This window comes from Ruminococcus sp. (assembly GCF_024684275.1).
This window is the reverse complement of record NZ_JAIKXF010000105.1, coordinates 43,396-63,391: the sequence shown is the minus strand read 5'-3', so window position 1 is coordinate 63,391 and position 19,996 is coordinate 43,396. Positions and strand designations below refer to the sequence as shown.

The 19,996-nt window shown below is 43.2% G+C and carries 20 protein-coding genes; 13 read left to right on the top strand and 7 right to left on the bottom strand.

The genetic code is table 11. The features are described from left to right. Positions 1-21: 21 nt before the first annotated feature. The 7 genes from mnmG to rpmH form a co-directional block, all read right to left on the bottom strand. Positions 22-1,911, bottom strand: a complete 1,890-nt coding sequence (gene mnmG / locus K5677_RS12240) for a tRNA uridine-5-carboxymethylaminomethyl(34) synthesis enzyme MnmG (RefSeq protein WP_296728469.1) — start codon at positions 1,909-1,911, stop codon at positions 22-24. 33 nt (positions 1,912-1,944) lie between these two features. After that, the gene (mnmE, locus tag K5677_RS12235; protein WP_366849409.1) at positions 1,945-3,315 is read right to left on the bottom strand and encodes a tRNA uridine-5-carboxymethylaminomethyl(34) synthesis GTPase MnmE; all 1,371 of its coding nucleotides are present in this window, start codon (positions 3,313-3,315) and stop codon (positions 1,945-1,947) included. A 58-nt stretch (positions 3,316-3,373) separates the two neighbouring features. Continuing rightward, entirely contained in the window at positions 3,374-4,447 is a 1,074-nt protein-coding gene (gene jag / locus K5677_RS12230; RefSeq protein WP_296728465.1) for an RNA-binding cell elongation regulator Jag/EloR, read from the bottom strand. 21 nt (positions 4,448-4,468) lie between these two features. Further along, positions 4,469-5,593, bottom strand: coding sequence for a YidC/Oxa1 family membrane protein insertase (locus K5677_RS12225; protein ID WP_296728463.1), 1,125 nt, complete (start codon positions 5,591-5,593; stop codon positions 4,469-4,471). A 12-nt stretch (positions 5,594-5,605) separates the two neighbouring features. Further along, on the bottom strand, positions 5,606-5,899 hold the full coding sequence (gene yidD, locus K5677_RS12220; RefSeq protein ID WP_296728461.1) for a membrane protein insertion efficiency factor YidD: 294 nt from the start codon (positions 5,897-5,899) through the stop codon (positions 5,606-5,608). Further along, the gene (gene rnpA, locus K5677_RS12215) at positions 5,896-6,264 is read right to left on the bottom strand and encodes a ribonuclease P protein component (RefSeq protein WP_296728459.1); all 369 of its coding nucleotides are present in this window, start codon (positions 6,262-6,264) and stop codon (positions 5,896-5,898) included. Before rnpA ends, yidD begins: the two co-directional genes overlap by 4 nt. A 67-nt stretch (positions 6,265-6,331) precedes the next feature. Further along, positions 6,332-6,466, bottom strand: coding sequence for a 50S ribosomal protein L34 (gene rpmH / locus K5677_RS12210; RefSeq protein ID WP_009986162.1), 135 nt, complete (start codon positions 6,464-6,466; stop codon positions 6,332-6,334). Positions 6,467-6,990: 524 nt separating this feature from the next. On the opposite strand from rpmH, the gene dnaA reads away from it, so the two are divergent. The 13 genes from dnaA (at position 6,991) to K5677_RS12145 (ending at position 19,996) form a co-directional block, all read left to right on the top strand. Next, the gene (gene dnaA, locus K5677_RS12205) at positions 6,991-8,361 is read left to right on the top strand and encodes a chromosomal replication initiator protein DnaA (RefSeq protein WP_296728458.1); all 1,371 of its coding nucleotides are present in this window, start codon (positions 6,991-6,993) and stop codon (positions 8,359-8,361) included. Positions 8,362-8,842: 481 nt separating this feature from the next. Next, complete coding sequence (dnaN, locus tag K5677_RS12200) at positions 8,843-9,949, top strand: DNA polymerase III subunit beta (protein WP_296728456.1); 1,107 nt, start codon at positions 8,843-8,845, stop codon at positions 9,947-9,949. Between the two features lie 29 nt (positions 9,950-9,978). After that, positions 9,979-10,188: a S4 domain-containing protein YaaA gene (yaaA, locus tag K5677_RS12195; RefSeq protein WP_296728455.1), complete on the top strand. Its 210-nt coding sequence runs from the start codon at positions 9,979-9,981 to the stop codon at positions 10,186-10,188. Further along, positions 10,188-11,333, top strand: coding sequence for a DNA replication/repair protein RecF (gene recF, locus K5677_RS12190; protein WP_296728471.1), 1,146 nt, complete (start codon positions 10,188-10,190; stop codon positions 11,331-11,333). The genes yaaA and recF overlap by 1 nt, the downstream gene beginning before the upstream one ends. Then, positions 11,311-11,571: an extracellular matrix regulator RemB gene (remB, locus tag K5677_RS12185; RefSeq protein ID WP_296728453.1), complete on the top strand. Its 261-nt coding sequence runs from the start codon at positions 11,311-11,313 to the stop codon at positions 11,569-11,571. The genes recF and remB overlap by 23 nt, the downstream gene beginning before the upstream one ends. 1 nt (position 11,572) lies before the next feature. After that, entirely contained in the window at positions 11,573-12,091 is a 519-nt protein-coding gene (locus K5677_RS12180; RefSeq protein WP_296728451.1) for a transposase, read from the top strand. 3 nt (positions 12,092-12,094) lie between these two features. Then, the gene (gene gyrB, locus K5677_RS12175) at positions 12,095-14,026 is read left to right on the top strand and encodes a DNA topoisomerase (ATP-hydrolyzing) subunit B (protein ID WP_296728449.1); all 1,932 of its coding nucleotides are present in this window, start codon (positions 12,095-12,097) and stop codon (positions 14,024-14,026) included. An 11-nt stretch (positions 14,027-14,037) separates the two neighbouring features. Then, entirely contained in the window at positions 14,038-14,628 is a 591-nt protein-coding gene (locus tag K5677_RS12170) for a YcxB family protein (protein WP_296728448.1), read from the top strand. A gap of 45 nt (positions 14,629-14,673) precedes the next feature. Then, positions 14,674-17,304 (top strand): DNA gyrase subunit A, encoded by a 2,631-nt coding sequence (gene gyrA, locus K5677_RS12165; RefSeq protein WP_296728445.1) that lies wholly within the window; start codon positions 14,674-14,676, stop codon positions 17,302-17,304. A 24-nt stretch (positions 17,305-17,328) separates the two neighbouring features. Beyond that, positions 17,329-18,126: a metallophosphoesterase gene (locus K5677_RS12160; protein ID WP_296728442.1), complete on the top strand. Its 798-nt coding sequence runs from the start codon at positions 17,329-17,331 to the stop codon at positions 18,124-18,126. A 157-nt stretch (positions 18,127-18,283) separates the two neighbouring features. Then, entirely contained in the window at positions 18,284-19,087 is an 804-nt protein-coding gene (locus K5677_RS12155) for a sugar phosphate isomerase/epimerase (RefSeq protein ID WP_296728440.1), read from the top strand. Continuing rightward, positions 19,084-19,572, top strand: coding sequence for a transcriptional regulator NrdR (gene nrdR / locus K5677_RS12150; protein ID WP_296728437.1), 489 nt, complete (start codon positions 19,084-19,086; stop codon positions 19,570-19,572). The genes K5677_RS12155 and nrdR overlap by 4 nt, the downstream gene beginning before the upstream one ends. A gap of 25 nt (positions 19,573-19,597) precedes the next feature. Next, a complete protein-coding gene (locus tag K5677_RS12145; protein WP_296728434.1) occupies positions 19,598-19,996 on the top strand; it encodes a hypothetical protein in 399 nt (132 codons plus the stop codon).

Genomic DNA, 19,996 nt, shown 5'->3' with positions numbered 1-19,996 from the left:
GCATCGCAACAAAATTCAAAATCAGGAAACATATTCTCCACCTTTCTCCTTTTGCAGCCATACTGCAAGAAGCGAAATATCAGCTGGAGACACTCCGGATATTCTTGATGCCTGACCTATTGAAACTGGTTTTACTTTGTTAAGTTTCTCTGCGGCTTCAAGTCTGAGACCGTATATTAGGTTATAATCCGTATACTGAGGCAATTTCTTCTCTTCAAGTTTACGCATTTGCGCTATCTGTTGGAGCTGCTTTGAAATATATCCTTCGTACTTGATTTGTAAGTCAACTTGCTCGCAGACATCACTTGGTAGTTGTTTACGCTCTGCATCAAACTCAGCAATATCGTTATAACTGAGCTGAGGTCTTCTTACAAGGTCAGCGATCTTACAGCCTGTACTCAATGGAGAAGTGTGCATTGTTTCGAGAAAAGCATTAAGTTTACTTGACGGTGAAATATTAGTCTTATTGAGTCTTGTGATCTCTTCCTCGACCAATCGCTCCTTTTCCAATAATTTTTCATATCTCTCTCGTGAGATAAGTCCGATTTTATATCCGATTGGCGAAAGTCTCTGATCCGCATTATCTTGTCTAAGAATCAATCTATACTCACTTCTTGAAGTCATCATTCTATATGGATCTGAGCATCCTTTGGTTACGAGATCATCTACAAGTGTACCAATATATGAGCTTGCTCTGTCGAGAATCATTGGTTCTTTGCCCTTGATTTTAAGTGCAGCGTTTATTCCTGCAACTATTCCCTGAGCTCCAGCTTCTTCATAGCCTGAGCTTCCGTTGAACTGTCCTGCACCGTACAGACCTGAAATTTTCATGAATTCAAGTGTAGGGGTGAGCTGAAGTGGGTCGCAGCAATCATACTCAATTGCGTATGCAGGTCTCATTATCTCGACGTCTTCAAGACCCTCAATTGTACGCAAAAATGCAAGCTGAACATCTTCCGGCAGTGATGACGACATTCCCTGTAAATAGTACTCTTCTGTGCTCAATCCCATTGGTTCAACAAAAAGCTGATGTCTTGGTTTATCAGAAAATCTTACAATTTTGTCCTCAATTGACGGACAGTATCTCGGTCCAACACCCTCTATTCTTCCGGAGTATAAAGGCGATCTGTCGAGGTTTGCGAGTATGACTTCATGTGTATTACTATTTGTATAAGTCACATAGCAGCTTACTTTGTTTCTTAGCCCTTCTACCGGAGTTTCAAATGAAAACGGGACAATATCTTTATCGCCATCCTGACGTTCCATGATATCAAAATTGATACTTCTCTTATTAACTCGACATGGAGTTCCTGTCTTGAAGCGTCGAAGTTCAACTCCATTTTCAATCAAACTCTTAGAGAGATACTTGCTTGGCAAAGCAGAGTCCGTACCGCTTTCATATGATACTTCGCCAATATGAATCTTTCCTTTAAGATAAGTTCCGGTTGCAATAATCACAGCTTTAACTGCATACTCCGCACCGAGTGAAGTCCTTAATCCAACAATTTTACCATTTTCTACAATTATCTCAGCAACCTCAGCCTGTTTAATAAAGAGATTTTTCTGATTTTCGCAAATATTTTTCATGTAATTATGATACATTACTCTGTCCGCCTGCACTCTTAGACTGTGAACTGCCGGACCTTTACCTCGGTTCAGCATCCTGCTTTGAATAAAGCACTTGTCAGCAGCTTTGCCCATTTCTCCGCCTAAAGCGTCTATTTCACGGACAAGATGACCTTTTGCAATTCCGCCAATTGACGGATTGCATGGCATATTTGCAATCTGATCCAGTGATATTGTAAACATCACAGTCTTGCATCCAAGCCTTGCGGAAGCGAGAGCAGCCTCAACTCCGGCGTGACCTGCACCAACAACTGCAACGTCGAATTCTCCCATTTTATATGTCATAAAATTACCTCTTTGATTGTTTCACGTGAAACATTATTTTCCCACACAGAATCTTGAGAATACTTCATCAACAACTTCATTAGTTATCCTCTTGCCTGTAAGTTCGAGAATATGTTGTTCTGCCTCATCAAGAATGACATTAATTGCATCCAGCATCTCGCCATTATCAATAGCCAAAATGCAGTTATCGATGCAATCAATTGCAGATTCAATACATCTTTTCTGACGCTCGTTTGCGGCAGAAACTGAATTTATAGTCATATCATTTATCTCGAAAATATTCTCAATGACATTTTTAAGCTCATCTATACCTTTATTTTCCTTTGCGGAAAGATATACAATATGTTTAAGTTTATCACTTATGAGCTCTATATCAAGTTTTTGTTCTACATCATTTTTGTTTATTACAGCGACTGTATTTTTATTATTAATTTTATTAATTAAGTATAGATCGTCCTCCGTAAGCGGACAACCTCCGTCAAAAACTGCTATTATAAGTTCCGAAGAATCAATAAGCTTCTCAGCAATATCAACTCCTATACCCTCTATCACATCGTTAGTCTCGTGAATTCCAGCGGTATCGGAAAGACGCAGAGTGATGTCACCGATACTTACTGACTCCTCAACGACATCTCTTGTTGTACCTGCAATATCAGTAACGATACTTCTGTTGAATCCGCTTAGACAATTGAAAAGGGTCGACTTTCCTACATTCGGCTTGCCGATTATAGCAGTTGAAACGCCCTCACGGAGTATTCTTCCGCAGTCGTAATTTTTAATGAGTGAGCCAAGCTCAGCACTTATATCTGAGAGTTCGTTTCGGAGATTCTCCGGCTCGACTGACGGTATATCCTCCTCGGGATAATCAGCCCAAGCAGCAAGGTCACCAAGCAATTTCATGAGCCGCTCTGAGCACTTGTCCACTCTTTTGAAAGCCGCTCCCTCTCGGAGATTCTCAGCCATTTTAAGCTCACGCTCGCCCTTGGCAGAGATAATGTCCATTACCGCTTCTGCCTGAGTGAGGTCGAGCTTTCCGTTAAGAAAAGCTCTTTTGGTGAACTCACCTGCTTCTGCGTTAATTGCACCATTTTTCAGAGCTGCACGAAGAATTCTTCTTGTAACGTAAAGACCTCCGTGGCATGATATTTCAACAACGTCCTCACCGGTATAGCTGTGCGGAGCTTTAAAAACGGTAAGGATACAGTCATCAAGACGCTCACCGTTATCGTGAGCGATACCGTAAGCACAGGTATAACCGCTCATATCGCAAACCTTTTTATCACCATATGGAGAAAAAATCTTCTCCGCAACTTTTATCGAATCATCGCCTGATATGCGGATAACTGCTATACCTCCCGGAGCGTCGGGAGTGGAAATTGCAGCGATTGTTGACAAAAAAATCACTTCCTAAAAAAACAACGGCAGGATATGCCGTTGTTCAGAATATTCAAAGTTACTAAGATCAAAGTTCGATCTTTCCGTAAAGACCGCCTTCCATAGAATCTTCTGGCTTTGGTCTTTTGTAGTCTTTCTCGAAGCTTGTAGAGAGATCAACTGATCTGCGTTCCATGCTTACTTCTCTGTCACGATTCTTTCTCTCTCCGCCTCTTCTGTCATTTCTTCTTCCGCCGTCACGTCTGTTATCACGGCGTCTGTCATTCTTCTTAGGATTATTTGAAGAAATGATTATCTTTCTGTAAGGCTCTTCACCGACTGAACGTGAAGAAACTCCTTCGATATTTGAAATTGCTGAGTGGATAACTCTTCTCTCGTAAGGATTCATTGGCTCAAGCGGCTGTGATCTGCCGGTTCTGAGAACTGACTTTGCTACCTTTGCTGCGAGCTGTTCGAGAGTATCCTTTCTCTTACTGCGGTAACCGAGGCAATCGATAGTGATACGGTAATAGTCCTTATCACCCTTGTTTGCGATTATGGAGCAGAGGTACTGGATAGAATCAAGAGTCTCTCCTCTTCTGCCGATGATAGTGCCGTTATTATCGCTTTCGATATTGATAACAGCACCAGTCTCATTCTGGTATACAGTGAACTGAACGTCTATATCCATAGCTCTGAGAATGCTTGTGATATAGTCTTTAGCGAGCTTTACCTTTGGGTGAACAAGAGCTTCGTCCTCGATAAGAGTGAAATTCTCGATAGAGAATTCCTGATCATCATCTTCATGAGCTTCAGCAGGCTTAGCTTCTTCTTTAACTTCATTTACAACGGGAGCAGCTTCCTTTTTAGCAGCAGGAGCTTCTTCCTTCTTTTCTTCCTTAACAGGTGCCGGAGCCTCAGCCTTTACAGGAGCTGCCGGCTTAACAGCTGGTGCCGGTGCAGGAGCTGATTCTTTTACAGGAGCAGTCTTAGCAGCTTCTTCGACTGTAGCTTTAACTACAGCCTCCTTTTTGCCGAGACCAAACAGACCTTTTTTACCTTCTTCAAGTATCTCAAATTTAATAGCTTTATCTTTTCCGAATTTCCTTACTGCGAGTGCTTTAGCCTCTTCGATCGAATCGGCTTTAAAAATTTCAGTCATATTTATACCTCCTTAAATAGATCAATCCTCGTTATCGCTGTCGTCGTAAGCGTCGCCGTATTTTTCAGCCATTTTTCTTCTTGCTTCTTTAATTTTATCTCTGTTGTACTTATTCATTTCAGAACGTGATATTTTATCGTTCTTATTGGACTTCTGATTGTTGTTACCGCCGTTCTGCTGCTGATTCATAAGCTCCTGCTGTTCCATCATTCTCTGCATGAATGTCTTTTTCTCAGGGTGCTTTTCAGCGTATATACGAGCTTTTTCCTTTTCCTTCTCGTTTATAGCTTCTGTTCTTTCAGGAGTAAAGTACTGGTTAAGAGCAAAAGTGATAACGAATGAGAAGAGTGCGGACCATATCCAGTAGAAACCGATACCGGCAGGCACTTTGAATGCGAACCAGATAGAAAGTAAAGGCATCAGGTACATCATAGCTGTCATGCAGCCCTGTCCCTGAAGGTTAGGATTCATTTTCTTCTGACGAATCTGGCTGTAAACAGATGAAAGGAGCTGAGCCAGACCTGCGAGGAACGGGATAAGTGCGAGTATTACAGCTTCCCTGTTCCATGTATCAGGGCTGAGTGACGGATATTTAGCGAGATTAGCACCGAATACATTGAAGTTATCATAGAATTCATTAACTCTGTCTGCAAAATTCTCGCCAAGGTTCTGGAATTTTTCAGGAGCTTCCGCAAGTTTTTCTCTGATGCGGAGCTCGCTTCTGAGGTCACTTGACTTTACACCGGCTATCTCACAAGCCTGTTTTCTTACACTCTTTGATATACGAAGAATATGAGTGATAGGCTTATAAACAACGTCGAGGACACCGAATACAAGGAACATCTGAATGAAAGCCGGCAAGCAGCTTCCCATAGGGTTTATGCCTTCCTCGATGTAAAGCTTCTGCTGTTCCTCCTGAAGTCTCTGAGGATTATTCTTAAAGCTCTTTCTTAATTTTTCAAGTTTCGGATTAAGAAGCTGCATACGAGCAGCATTTTTCTGTGTCTTATAGTTTACCGGCAGGAAGATTATCTTCGTAACAATAGTAAATACAATTATAGACACAGCGTAATTTTTACACAAATAATTTATAAACTGCATGAGGTATCCGAACGGGATACCGATAATATCATAAAGTGCGTTCAATATTCATCCCTCTTAAATTTCATTGTCTTCGTTTCCGCTTACATTATTACTATGGATCGCAAAGTAATCGATCTTTTTTCTTTTAAACGTAAATTTATCGGGAACTGGGTCTATACCGCCCATTGACCAGGGATTACAGCGAAGTATTCTCCAGGCGGAGAGTAAAAAACCTCGTATCAGACCAAATCTTCTGAAAGCATCCAGAGCATAATGGCTGCAGGTTGGATAATACTTGCACTTTGCCGGAAAGAGCGGAGATATACACTTCTGATAAAATTTTATCAGAAGAACAGCAATATATCTCATACCCTTGACTTATTAGGAGCGAAGCTCCTGAACATCCTGTTAATATCCTGAACACCGTATTTTTCCATATATCCGCAGTATTCCTGAGATTTCACACTGCAAATGAAGCTTCTTGCCACTATGACGATATCCATACCAACAGGCATATTCACCTCTGACATCCTGTAGGCAAGGCGGATAAGTCTTTTAGCTCTGTTGCGTGAAACGGCGTTTCCTACCTTTTTTCCGGCAGTAATGCCAAGTCGGTTAAAAGGTTTGCCGTTAGGCTTCACATATATGACCGAATATTTAGATGCTGAATATTTTCCCTTTTTATAAAGTGTAAGAAAATCCTTATTATCGTTTAAAATTTCAGTATAAAGCATAATAATACCATAAGCATACTATACTAACAAAAAAGACCACAAAATAAAGATTTTGTGGTCAGCCTCGTCAGTGAGTTAATCTTGCTCTGCCCTTAGATCTTCTACGAGCTAAAACCTTTCTGCCGTTCTTAGTAGCCATTCTCTTCATGAAGCCGTGCTCCTTCTTCCTGTGGAGCTTCTTAGGCTGATATGTTCTTTTCATATTCAGTGTCCTCCTCTCTCGAATTGTTATACAAGAGCTGTAAAAACCGCTCTGACAAACGTGAATTGCGTGCAGAGACACTTCGCCCTGCATTACACTAAATCATTATATATTAAAAAGCCTCTCATGTCAAGCAATTCCCGAAATTTTTTTATCTCCACATTCATTTTCAGTTTTTTTACCAATATATCTTTAACGAGTACGGGAATAATTTCAATACTTTGTCCAATTTCAGCCATTTTCTCAAAAGCTGAGAAATATGATCTTCTGAGAAAATAATTTTTAAACCACCCTCTTTCAACATTTTCACACTCGCAAAATCAGTCTTTGAGGGATAATTTTAAGATGATTCAACACAGTTTTCAACAATATGTCAATTTGTGTGTGGAAAGAAGTTTTATTTTCTATCTGGTTTACAGTGAAAATCACTTGCATTTCAACAGTGTTTATGATATAATGTTCTTATATATTAATATAGGAGAGTATCGTTATTTTTTCTCCAACCAAAAAATACGGAGGTTTCTATGAATTCATTTGACGAGGTTTTTGAGAAAGTCAAGAGCTACTGTCTCGAAAACGGAAAAATACCTGAAATTGCAATAAAAACATGGATAAATCCACTTGTTCCCCTTAATTTCAACGGAACTGAGGCTGTTTTCAGCGTTCAGACCGAATTCCAGAAAAATATCGTTATGACTACATACGAGGCTACACTAAAGGAAGCTTTCCTTAACGTCCTCGGGCTTAATGTCAATATCGTCATCAACGTTGAATCAGACGAGCCGGAAAAGATAAAGGTCCCCACAGATGCCGAGCTTGAGCAGAAACACGCTGAGCTCGAACAGTCATACAAGTTCGCAAACTATGACTATACCTTCGATACCTTCATCGAGGGACGCTCAAACGAGTTTGCCCTTGCCTGCAGTAAATCTGTAGCCAAAAACTGCGGCTCAAAGGCTGTTCCGGACTACAATCCGCTGTTTATCTACGGTCCTTCGGGAATGGGAAAAACTCACCTCATCACAGCTATCGCCAACGAGGTAAGAAAAAATCACCCCGATTTCAACATCGTTTATGTTACCAGCGAGACCTTCGGCAGCGACCTTGTAAGCGCTCTCAACAAGAGCTCTATATCCGATTTCCATGATAAGTACAGAAATGCGGATATACTCCTCATAGACGATATACAGTTCTTCTCCGGAAGAGAGCGTATGCAGGAGGAATTCTTCCATACCTTCTACAAACTCCACCAGGAGGGCAAGCAGATCGTTATCACCTCAGATAAGCCGCCAAAGGAGCTCCTCACCCTTGAAGAGCGTCTGCGCACACGTTTTGAGGGCGGACTTATCGCCGATATATCTGCACCTGATTATGAGACCAGACTTGCTATCATCAACAGAAAATCCGAGCTCTTAGAGCTTAAAATGCCGAGCGAAGTCGCTGAATTTATGGCTAACCGTCTGAAATCCAACATCAGACAGCTTGAGGGCGCAGTTGTACGCTTAAAGGCTCTCAATCACTTTGCAGGCAGCCCTATAACCATATCTATGGCTCAGAGCGTTATGCGCGATGTCCTCGCTGACGAGCAGCCTATCCCCATAACCGTTGAGAAGATCATCTCAGAGGTATCCACAGTTTACGGCGTATCTCCAGACGATCTGCGCTCAAGCAAGCGTTCATCACAAATATCAACAGCCCGTAAGGTAGCTATTTATGTAGTCCGCGAGATAACTCAGATGCCACTTGCTTCTATCGGTACAGAGTTCGGCGGCAGAGACCATTCTACTATAGTTTACTCGGTAACAAGCGTTACAGAGTCTATGGAAAAGGACTCAAACCTCAAAAATCTTGTAAACGACATCATCAAGAACATCAAGGACAAGAGTAAGGTCTGAGTCAACGTTTAAAAATGTTGAAAATGTTATTTCAACATAGTTTTCAACACTGTGTTTAAAATTGTTTTAAAACTCAAACCTCATAAATTTTCCTATGCCGAAAAGTTTTTTCGGATCATGTACACCACTTTTATATGATATCATTTCAACATCTGAAACATTCAACACTCAACATCAATGTGAAAAAAGCTTCATAAAAAAATTAAAAATTCTTTCTTTCCACCGTTTTCTCAACTTTTTTTCCTTTTCAACTCCACAACGCTCAACCAATTTAACACATGATCCGACCTTCCGGAAATACTTTTCACAATTTCAAAATTTTCACAACACAACCTTGTGGACGAGCTTTTCGGCGTATATCTTCAAAAAATAACGATCCTAACTTTTCCACCGACACAATAACAACAACAATATATATTTATTCTTATCTTATCTTAGCTTACTTCATTTCTGCTAAGAATTTTCACGGAGGCATATCATAATGAAATTCATCTGCGATAAAAATGAGATCAGCGAAGCGATCAGCAATGTATCACGAGCTGTATCACAAAAGTCAACTATCCCTGCTCTCGAAGGAATAAAGGTACGTATCTCACCGAACAGTGTAGAGCTTACCGCTTATAACCTCGAAATGGGTATACGCACCTCAATAAATGCAAATACAGAGGGTGAGGGAGAATTTGTCGTAAGCGCAAGACTTTTCAGCGAGTTCACAAGACGTATGTCAGGGGACGAGATCACCTATGATATTGATGATAATCTGGTGATAAGCATTTCATGCAGTGCTACCGAGTGCAGCTTCCCTGCAATGTCAGCAAACGAATATCCCGAGCTTCCAAAGGTTGACTCTGCAAGGAGCTTCTCCGTAAAGCAGAGCATACTCAAATCAATGATAAATATGACAAGCTATGCTGCTTCACTCAATGAAAGCAAGCCTGTTCTCACAGGTGAGCTTTTCGATATAGAGGAAGGCAGCTTCAATATGGTCGCTATAGACGGCTTCAGACTTGCTATCAGAACAGAAATGACTGACTGCACCGAGAAGTACCACTTTGTAGTGCCGAAGAAAGCTCTTCTCGAAGTTTCAACCCTTATAAAGGACGATGACGACGAGAAGCTTTGTACTGTATGCACCAATGACCGCCATATAATCTTTGAAATTGGCAACGTTTTTGTAATATCAAGGCTTCTTGAGGGCGTTTTCCATAACTACAAGATGAGCATACCAAACGGCTGCAAGACAGAGGTCATCATCAGCAAAAGGGATTTCTCGACCTGTCTTGAAAGATGCTCGCTCCTTATCGACGATAAGAACAAGTCTCCTATACGCTGCGAGATAGGAAACGGAGTTATGAAAATAAGCTGCAAGACGGGCATCGGTAAGATAAATGACACAATTTCTGCCGATATTTCAGGAGAAACTGTAACTATCGGCTTCAATAACAAGCTCATTCTCGAAGCACTCCGTGCAGCAGAGGGGGATAAGGTAAGAATACGCTTCAACGGCGCAATGAAGGTAATAGAGATACTTCCTCTTGAGGGAGAGAGCTTTATATTCCTTGTAATGCCGATACAGCTCAAAAACTAAAACTGACTGATACCGAAAGGCAGGTAATCATGGCTGGAAGAATCAAGATCAATACAGAATTCATCAAGCTTGACTCTCTTTTGAAGTTTGCCTCACTGGTAAATTCGGGCGGAGAAGCAAAGCAGCTGATACAGAACGGAGAGGTTCTTGTAAACGGCGAGGTCTGCACTATGAGAGGCAAAAAGATACGCCCCGGCGACGCTGTTTACGTGAACTGTAAAGAGGTAATCGTAGAGTGATGATCACCTACGCTGACATCGACGGATTTAAAAATCTCAGTGGGATTTCCTTTGCACCTGATCCGAAATACAATATCATTGCAGGACCTAATGCTCAGGGCAAGACCAATCTTCTTGAAGCAATGTGGATACTTTCGGGCTGTAAGAGCTTTCGAGGCTCAAAGGAAAAGGATTATATCTGTTTGGGCGGAAACCGCATGGAATCAAAGATAAAGATCTTAGACAGCGTCCGCGAACAGAAAATAACCTTTGAGATGACCAGAAGTGCCGCAAATCCAAAGAATATCACGTTAAACGGAGTAAAACAAAAGGGAACGAGAGCTCTTTTTGATGTTTTCAAGTGCATTGCCTTTATCCCCGATGACGTTGATATTATCAAGGGTTCGCCGGAAAAAAGGCGAAATTTCGTGGATATGGCAGCTTCACAGCTGAATCCCGTCTTTGTCATGCACATCAATAAAAACAATGCCATAATGAATCAGCGGAATGCTCTGCTGAAGGGCATAATGCAGGGAAATACTGACCGCGGCATACTTGAGATATGGGACAGACAGGCTTCCCGTGAGGGCGCAGTGATCTCCTATATGCGCCATGAGTATATACAGAAATTCAACTCTATCTGCGGCAGGCTATACCGCACCATTTCCGGCGGAGCTGAGGAGCTTGAGCTGGAATACAAGTCAAATGTTTTCCGTCCCGAGGATTTTGAGAAGCCCTGCGGTGACGAGGCTTATGAGCAGTATTACAGGAAGCTCGCGGAAACTGCCGAATATGACATCAGAACGGGCAGCACCCATGCAGGTGTAAACCGTGACGAGATAATCATAAGGATAAACGGAGTCAGCGCAAAGGACTACGGTTCACAGGGACAGATAAAGAGTGCCGCTCTTGTTATGAAGCTGGCACAGGCTGAGATATTCATGCAGAAGTCAAAGGACGCTCCCGTAATATTTCTTGACGATGTTATGGGCGAGCTTGACGAGAGCCGTCAGAGGTTCGTGTTCGACATGATAAAGGATATGCAGGTATTTATCACGACTCCGAATGAAAATGCGCTTCTGCCCGAGATAAAGGGAAAGATACTGCGTATAAGCGGCGGCAGAATAGCAGAGGTGGAAGAAAATGTATCTGCACATAGGGAATAATTACTCTGTGGACATCAGGGATGTGGTTGGAATTTTCGACATTGAGAATACCACTGTTGAAAAGTGTACCAAGAAGCTGCTTGAAAGAGCAGAAAAGGAACATCACTGTATATATACCACCTATGAAATGCCGAAAAGCTTCATAATCACCGTAAAAAGCGGCAGAGAGCAAGTATATATATCACAGCTGTCGGCAGCTACATTGAGAAAACGCCTTAAAGAGGGCGGCGGGTTCTGATATGGAAAAAGTTACACGTAAATATATCAGATTGGCTAATTACGATTATTCATCTAACGGATTGTATTTTATAACCATATGTGCCAAAAACAGAATACATTATTTTTCCGAAATAACGGAAGTAGGGGAGGCCGCCCTCGGCCTACCGAATATAAGATTGACAGATATTGGAAAAATAGTAAATAATAATATTCTCAAAATAAACGAGATTTATAAATACGTTTCCGTAGAAAAATACGTTATAATGCCAGACCATATACACATGATATTGTTTGTTTCAGATTATGATGTGGAAAATGGCGGGAGGCCGAGGGCGGCCTCCCCTACAAAATATGTTAATCTGATTATCAATGGTTTAAAAACAATATCAACGAAACAAATAGGTTTTTCGGTATGGCAAAGGTCTTTTCACGACCGCATTATACGTAATGAGAAGGAATTCCTTGAAATTTGTGATTACATTGACAATAATCCCATAAACTGGGGAAATGACATATACAACCAGAATTTTTGGAGGTAAATCATGAGTCAGCAGAACAACAACTACGATGAAAATGACATACAAGTCCTTGAAGGACTTGAAGCGGTCCGCAAGCGACCGGGTATGTACATCGGCTCTACAGGTCCGGGAGGACTCCATCACCTCGTTTACGAGATAGTGGACAACTCTATCGACGAAGCGCTGGCAGGCTACTGTACCGAGATAACCGTTGAGATACTGGAAGGCGATATTATCCGCGTTTCCGATAACGGACGAGGTATCCCTGTTGGTATCCACCCGAAGGAAGGTATCTCAGCAGCTACAGTCGTTTATACCATACTCCATGCAGGCGGTAAATTCGGCGGCGGCGGATATAAGGTATCAGGTGGACTCCACGGTGTTGGTGCTTCCGTAGTAAATGCCCTCTCAGAGTGGCTTGAGCTTACTGTCAAGGACGGCGAACACGTTTACTTCCAGCGCTTTGAGCGCGGTCACTACGACGAACAGCTCAAAATCATAGGCGATACCACAGAGACAGGTACTTCCGTTATGTTCAAGGCTGACGGAGAGATATTCGAGAGTACGGTTTATGACTATGAGGTGCTTCTCAAACGTCTCCGCGAGCAGGCTTTCCTTAACGCAGGCATAAAGATAGTTTTCACAGACAAGCGCGACAAGGACAATATACAGACGGAAACTCTCCATTATGAGGGCGGTATCCGTCAATTCGTAGAGCATATCCACGCTACAAGAGGTCTTGAAGCCCTCAACAGTGAGGTAATTTATTTTTCGGGAACTCAGGGCGACTCTTTTGCGGAGGTAGCTCTCCAGTACAATGACAGCTACAATGAGGTAATACTCTCATTTGCAAATAATATCCATACAAAAGACGGCGGTTCACACGAAACAGGCTTTAAAAATGCCCTGACCAAGGTAATAAACGACTACGGCATGAAAATGGGCAAGATAAAGGACGCTAAGGATAAGCTAAAGGGCGAGGACGTCCGTGAGGGACTTACCGCCATAATCTCTGTAAAGCTTACAGAGTGCGAGTTTGAGGGACAGACAAAGGGACGTCTCGGAAATCCCGAGGTTCGTCCGTTTATCGAGAAAATGGTTCAGGAAAAGTTTATGAACTTCCTTGAAGAAAATCCCGAAGTCGCAAATCTTATCTTTGAAAAGAGCCTTTCTGCTCTGAAAGCCCGTGAAGCCGCAAAGCGAGCAAGAGAAGCCGAGCGTAAAAAGAACGCATTCGGAAACGCTTCAATGCCCGAAAAGCTGGCAGACTGCGCTGAGCGCGATGCAAGATACACCGAAGTCTATATCGTCGAGGGAGATTCTGCGGGCGGCTCTGCAAAGCAGGGACGTGACAGACGCTATCAGGCTATACTTCCTCTCTGGGGCAAGATGCTCAACGTTGAAAAGGCTCGTATAGACCGAATCTACGGCAATGATAAGCTTGAGCCTGTTGTTACCGCACTTGGTACAGGCATAGGCGAGGATTTCGACATTGAGAAGCTCCGTTACGGCAAGGTCATCATCATGGCTGATGCCGATGTTGACGGTATGCACATCAGAACACTTCTGCTCACCTTCTTCTTCCGCTATATGAGACCTCTCATAACCAACGGAAATGTTTATATAGCGCAGCCTCCTCTGTTCAGAGTTGAGCGCAAAAAGAAGATATGCTACGCATTCTCCGACGAGGAGCGCGATAAATACATTGCCGAGCTATCAGAGGACGGCAAGTACAAGGATGTCGAGGTACAGCGCTACAAAGGTCTTGGTGAAATGGATCCCGAACAGCTCTGGGAGACCACTATGGACCCCGAGCATCGTACTATCGTAAGGATAGGCATGGAGGACGCTCTTAAAGCCGACGAGACATTCAGCATTCTCATGGGCGACAAGGTAGAGCCAAGACGTAACTTTATAGAGAAAAACGCCAGATTTGCACAGGATCTTGATATATGACAGGAGAAGCAATGGAAAATTACAAGCTTGAAAAGGAATACAAGGTCCCTGCGGATACGTTTCGTGACGCTTATCTTGAATTTCAGAAGAAATATATTTATCCCAAAAGCTATATTTATATGGCAATATTTGGTGTTTTGGCGTTAGCTTTGCTTATTTTCGGCATATTTGCTATGCATGACGCTCCGAAAAAGCAAAAATACATCATGTATCTTGCTTTTATTGTTGCCGCAGCCTTTTCACTGCGTGAGTGGTTCAATCCCCGAAAAATGCGCCGCAGTCTTACAGAATCCGTAAGAGCACTTGGCGAGCCAATATACAAAATAGGCATTGGCGATAAATTCGTCGATATTTCTACAGTTTCCGACGACCTCAGCAATATAGCCGAGCCCGAGGAGGAGGAAAACAGCGAAGAAAATGCTGATATTCCCGAGGAAACAGATCCCCTTCCCGAAAAGACAAGGCTCAATGTTGATGATAGCTTTCAGCTCATGGAATATGACAGGTTCTTCCTCATGCTGGCAGGAAAGGAAATGTTCTATATACTCCCGAAGGAAGGATTTTCCGAGTCTGAGCTGAAAATAGTCAGAGATATAAAGTAATATGACACCATTTCAAAATAAATTCAATTCTCTCAGGAGGAAAAAATGCTTTACACAGACAACTCAAAGGTAATAAATACCGAGATAGTTGACGAAATGGAAAATTCCATGCTCAATTATGCCATGTCGGTAATTGTTTCCAGAGCGCTCCCCGATGTAAGAGACGGTCTGAAGCCTGTACACAGACGAATACTGTACACGCTCCATGAGAACGGACTTACTCCCGAGAAGCCATACCGTAAATGTGCCGATACAGTCGGTGCTGTTCTGGGACGATACCACCCACACGGCGATGCATCGGTATATGACGCACTGGTAAGACTTGCACAGGATTTCTCTATGAGATATCCTCTTGTTGACGGTCACGGAAACTTCGGCTCCATTGACGGCGACGGACCTGCGGCTTACCGTTATACCGAGGCAAAAATGGCAAAACTCACCCTTGATATGCTCACGGACATAAACAAGGAGACAGTTGACTTCGTATCAAACTACGATGACCGTCTCAAAGAGCCTGCTGTACTTCCATCACGTTTTCCGAACCTTCTTGTAAACGGCTCTGTAGGTATCGCTGTTGGTATGGCTACAAATATCCCTCCCCACAATCTCGGCGAGGTAATTGACGCTTTGCAGCTTCTTATCGACGATCCGGACTGTACCCTTGAACAGCTCATGGAGCATATTCAGGGTCCTGACTTTCCTACAGGCGGCATAATCATGGGTAGAGCAGGCATACGTGCTGCCTATGCAACAGGCAAGGGCAAGATAACTCTCCGCAGCCGTACTCACTTTGAGGAAATAAAGGGCAGAAACTGTATCATCATTGATGAAATTCCGTATATGCTCCGTAAGGAGAGACTCCTCAAGAGCATAAGCCAGCTTGCAAGAGACAAGCGTATAGAGGGACTTTACGATCTCCGCGACGAGTCCGACAAGGAAGGTATGCGAGTAGTCATCGAGCTGAAAAAGGACGCTGTACCAAATATCGTCCTCAATAAGCTCTTTGCGCTTACACAGCTTCAGGATACAGTGGGCATCATCATGCTTGCCCTTGTGAACAACGAGCCTAAGATACTTACTCTGAAGCAGATGCTCCAGCACTACCTTGATTTCCAGGTAGACGTTATCCAGAGAAGAACTCGCTTCGACCTGCGCAAGGCTCTCGAAAGAGCCCATATCTTACAGGGCTTTGTCCTTGCGGCAGATTATATCGACGAGGTAATCGACATAATCCGCTCCAGCGCTACCGTTCAGGAAGCTAAGGACCGCATGATAGAGCGATTCAAGAACGTTGATATGTCAGCTCTACTTGACCGCGCACAGTACGACCTCACAGGACTTCACATTGAGGCTCAGACAGGTCTTTCACAGGAACAGGCTGAGGCTATCGTTCAGATGAGATTAGGACAGCTGACAGGTCTCGAAAGACAGAAGATAACCGATGAATTATATGCACTTCTCACCAAAATATCCGATTTCGAGGATATTCTTGCAGATGTGAACCGCGTTTATCAGATAATCATGGACGACCTCAACGTTATCCGCAAAAAGTTCAGCGACAAACGCCGCACTGACATCGAAAATGTCAGCGGTGAGGTGGATATCGAGGATCTTATCCCTGAGGAGGACTGCGTCGTTACTCTCACAAACAACGGCTATATCAAGCGTATGCCGCTGACAGAGTATAAGACACAGCACCGCGGCGGACGCGGTATCACAGGTATGAAGCAGCGTGAGGAGGATTTCGTGGACGAAATGTTCATCTGCGGCTCTCACGACAATATCCTGTTCATATCCAACAAGGGTATCATGTACAAGCTGAAATGCTATGAAGTTCCTGACGGCTCAAAGGCTTCAAGAGGCTTCAACCTCATAAATCTGCTTCCTCTCACCGAAAATGAGAAGATAGCAGCTATGATAAAGACCACAGATTTCAATGATGACAAGTTCATCACTATGGTCACAAAGAACGGCAAAATAAAGAGAACTAACCTCTCACTCTACAAGAACGTCCGCAAGAATGGTCTTATCGCTATAGGACTTGACGAGAACGACGAGATAGAGGGCGTCCGCATGACTGACGGCAATGCTCAGCTCTTTGTAGCAACTCACAACGGTATGGCTATACGCCTTGAGGAGAGCAAGATAAGAGCACTTTCACGTTCAGCTCACGGCGTAAGAGCAATCAAGCTCCGTGACGGCGACTACGTTGTAAGCATGGCAAGAGTCCGCGAGGGAGCTTCCCTCCTTACCGTTACCGAGAACGGCTACGGAAAGAAGACCGACCTTGACAGCTATCGTATCCAGAACCGCGGCGGCTTCGGACTTACCAACTACAAGACGGACGATATCCGCGGCAAAGTCTGCGGTATCAAGATAGTTGACGAGGATGACGATATTATCCTCGTTTCCAGCGACGGTATCATTATCAGGATACTTGCCAGCGATATCCGTATCATGGGACGTATCGCAAAGGGCGTCCGTGTTATGAGAGTCAACGAGGGTGCAAATGTAGTTGCATTCACCCGTGCCGAGCACGACGACAATGCCGAGACCGAAAAGGTAGAGCAGCTCACTGATGAGCAGCTCAAGGAGGCAGAAGCCGAGGCTGCACTTGAGGAGCAGAACGAGGTAGTAGTTGAAGCAGAGCCCGAGGACGACGATAACGAGGAATAATATCCCACTATAAGGAAAAAATCATTGATATATTTTTTACTTGCAGTTACAGTTTTTCTGCTCTATGCCCTGTTTGAAAATTTAATTGTTCTGACTGTCAGGCATGAAAAGCTTGGCAGCGGCATACGCATAGTACATCTTTCCGACCTGCATAAAAGGCACTTCGGAGAGGGAAATTCACGTCTGTGCCGTAAGGTAAGAGCAGAAAAGCCCGATATTATCATATTCAGCGGCGACCTTGTATCAAGGTCAATAATCACCCTCAGCAATGCTGAGGCGGCGCTGAGGGAGCTGTGCGAAATAGCTCCCGTGTATATGATATACGGCAACCACGAGCAGAGCATTTCCGAGGAAATGCGGGGCGAGCTTGAAGCAATGTTTGAGCGGAACAAGCAGATTATGCTGAAAAATCAGCATACCACCGTGAATATCCGCGGCAGAGTGCTGAAAATATACGGTCTTATGGAGCATTACGGCGTTTATAAGAAAAACGGCAGCTACCGTGACCTTGATGTTATCGACAAAGCATACGTCGAGGATAAGCTGGGAAAATGCCCCGATGGCGAGGTGCTGCTCATTGCACATAATCCGTTTTTTGGCAAAGCCTACGCGGAATGGGGCGCTGATTATACCTTCAGCGGTCATGTTCACGGCGGAATTGTGCGGCTTTTCGGAGTTGCAATGCTGTCTCCCGAGAGAAAATTCTTTCCTGAGTATTCAAAGGGAGTCTACGACTTCGGCGGAAAAAAGCTCCTTGTTTCGGCAGGTCTGGGAAAGCTTAGACTTTTCTGTCCCCCTGAGATAGTGGTCTACGAAATATAGGTTTAATACAGGAAAAATAACGAGAAATAGCCCTCCCTGCCGCTATAAACAGTGGTCAAGGGAGGTTTTTTTCATTGCATAAAAATTTTTTATTGACTTTCAGCCTGAATATGGTATAATAAAAATGTGTATCGTTATATTGATGGGAGGGATAATTTTGATAGCAGGTGTTTCTACAGCTTGCCTGTATCCCAAGCCCATTGAGGAGTCTCTTTATGAGCTTGCAGTCAACGGAGTTTCTACCGTTGAGCTGTTCATCAATACCCATTCAGAGCTGAAAAAGAGCTTCGCTCACGGCATTGCCAATCTTATGAAAAGATTCGATGTCAAAAGTCCCTCTGTACACCCATTTACCTGCGAGATAGAGCCGCAGATGTTCTTTTCGGAGTACGAGAGAAGAATTGACGATATGCTTGAATATTACAAGCTTTACTTTCGTTTTATGAATATCGTGGGAGCCGATATATTCGTTTTTCACGGCGGAAAACCCACCTCGATATGCACTCCCGAGTTTTACTGTGAAAGATATTCAAGACTTTACAGACTTGGCAGGGAATTCGGCATAACAGTTGCAGTTGAGAATGTTTCACGGTGTAAAAGCGCCTCATCGGTATTTATAAAAGAGATAAAGAATATGCTTGGTGACGAGTTTGCCTTTGTACTTGATACAAAACAGGCTTTGCGCTCAAATGAAAATCCCATGAAATTCCTTGACGTGGTGGGTGACAAGATATGTCACGTACACATAAGTGATTCGGGAGAAATGGGCGACTGTCTGCTGATAGGCAGAGGAAGATTCAATTTCAGGCAGTTCTTTGAAAAGCTTGCGGTATATAATTCGGATTGCAGCGTTATCTTAGAGCTTTACAGAGGCGGTTTTTCGGGTATAAGCGACCTTATATCCAGCTATAACAAGCTCAATAAGATGACTGAACCTTACGGCAGGGAGCAAAGCTTATGAAGTGTCCATACTGCGGATATGAAGAATTAAAGGTAATAGATTCACGACCTGTCGATGACAAGACTAAAAGGCGGCGTGAATGTGTAAGATGCGGTGAAAGATTCACAACATTTGAGGCTGTTGAAGCACCTCTACTTATGGTGGAAAAAAGAGACGGCAGTGTTCAGCTTTTCGACAAGGCAAAGCTGATAAACGGTATAGTCTCTGCAATAAAAAAGAGACCTGTCTCTGCTGAGAAGGTCACTGAAATAGCAAATTATGTTGAGAATTATTACGCAAATGCCCTCAGAACAGTTGCAAAATCCACTGAGATAGGCGAGCTTGTGCTTGACAGACTTCGTGAGATAGATCCCATATCGTATATCAGATTTGCATCCGTTTACAAGGATTTTACGGATATAGACAGCTTTGTAGCGGCAATAAGCGAATTTGACGGAAAAAAGCAAAAAACAGAAGATACCCCTGAATTTGATTCGGGGCAGTAATCATTATTTTATGGAGGTTTTTACTATGAGCAGCAACGGTACACCAAACGGATTGGACAATTTCCTTGAGAATTTCAACGACATCAATACCGAAACAACTTTTGTTGAGGCAGAGGTAAAGAAAAATTCCGCAATTGCGGCTATCGCATATCTTGTGCCGATCCTTTTCTTCCTTCCGATCTGTATTGACGGAAACTCAACTTTCTGTAAATTCCACGCAAATCAGTCACTTATATGGCTCATCGTAGCTGTTATTCTCGGAATTATATTCGGAATTTTAGGAGTTATACCATTTATTGGCGGACTTTTCAGATTGATCTTCGCACTTCTCGTGCTTGCAGTTGATTTTGGCTTCATTTACGGCACTATCAACGGCAAGGCTCTGAGACTGCCATACGTTGGAAGTCTTCTCAAAGTATTCTGA

What these genes read in the sequence shown, in the direction of transcription:
- mnmG (WP_296728469.1), bottom strand. Translation starts at nt 1,911, where the DNA reads ATGACATATAAAATGGGAGAATTCGACGTTGCAGTTGTTGGTGCAGGT.
- jag (WP_296728465.1), bottom strand. Translation starts at nt 4,447, where the DNA reads ATGACTGAAATTTTTAAAGCCGATTCGATCGAAGAGGCTAAAGCACTC.
- yidD (WP_296728461.1), bottom strand. Translation starts at nt 5,899, where the DNA reads ATGAGATATATTGCTGTTCTTCTGATAAAATTTTATCAGAAGTGTATA.
- rnpA (WP_296728459.1), bottom strand. Translation starts at nt 6,264, where the DNA reads ATGCTTTATACTGAAATTTTAAACGATAATAAGGATTTTCTTACACTT.
- rpmH (WP_009986162.1), bottom strand. Translation starts at nt 6,466, where the DNA reads ATGAAAAGAACATATCAGCCTAAGAAGCTCCACAGGAAGAAGGAGCAC.
- dnaA (WP_296728458.1), top strand. Translation starts at nt 6,991, where the DNA reads ATGAATTCATTTGACGAGGTTTTTGAGAAAGTCAAGAGCTACTGTCTC.
- dnaN (WP_296728456.1), top strand. Translation starts at nt 8,843, where the DNA reads ATGAAATTCATCTGCGATAAAAATGAGATCAGCGAAGCGATCAGCAAT.
- yaaA (WP_296728455.1), top strand. Translation starts at nt 9,979, where the DNA reads ATGGCTGGAAGAATCAAGATCAATACAGAATTCATCAAGCTTGACTCT.
- recF (WP_296728471.1), top strand. Translation starts at nt 10,188, where the DNA reads ATGATCACCTACGCTGACATCGACGGATTTAAAAATCTCAGTGGGATT.
- remB (WP_296728453.1), top strand. Translation starts at nt 11,311, where the DNA reads ATGTATCTGCACATAGGGAATAATTACTCTGTGGACATCAGGGATGTG.
- K5677_RS12180 (WP_296728451.1), top strand. Translation starts at nt 11,573, where the DNA reads ATGGAAAAAGTTACACGTAAATATATCAGATTGGCTAATTACGATTAT.
- gyrB (WP_296728449.1), top strand. Translation starts at nt 12,095, where the DNA reads ATGAGTCAGCAGAACAACAACTACGATGAAAATGACATACAAGTCCTT.
- K5677_RS12170 (WP_296728448.1), top strand. Translation starts at nt 14,038, where the DNA reads ATGGAAAATTACAAGCTTGAAAAGGAATACAAGGTCCCTGCGGATACG.
- gyrA (WP_296728445.1), top strand. Translation starts at nt 14,674, where the DNA reads ATGCTTTACACAGACAACTCAAAGGTAATAAATACCGAGATAGTTGAC.
- nrdR (WP_296728437.1), top strand. Translation starts at nt 19,084, where the DNA reads ATGAAGTGTCCATACTGCGGATATGAAGAATTAAAGGTAATAGATTCA.
- K5677_RS12145 (WP_296728434.1), top strand. Translation starts at nt 19,598, where the DNA reads ATGAGCAGCAACGGTACACCAAACGGATTGGACAATTTCCTTGAGAAT.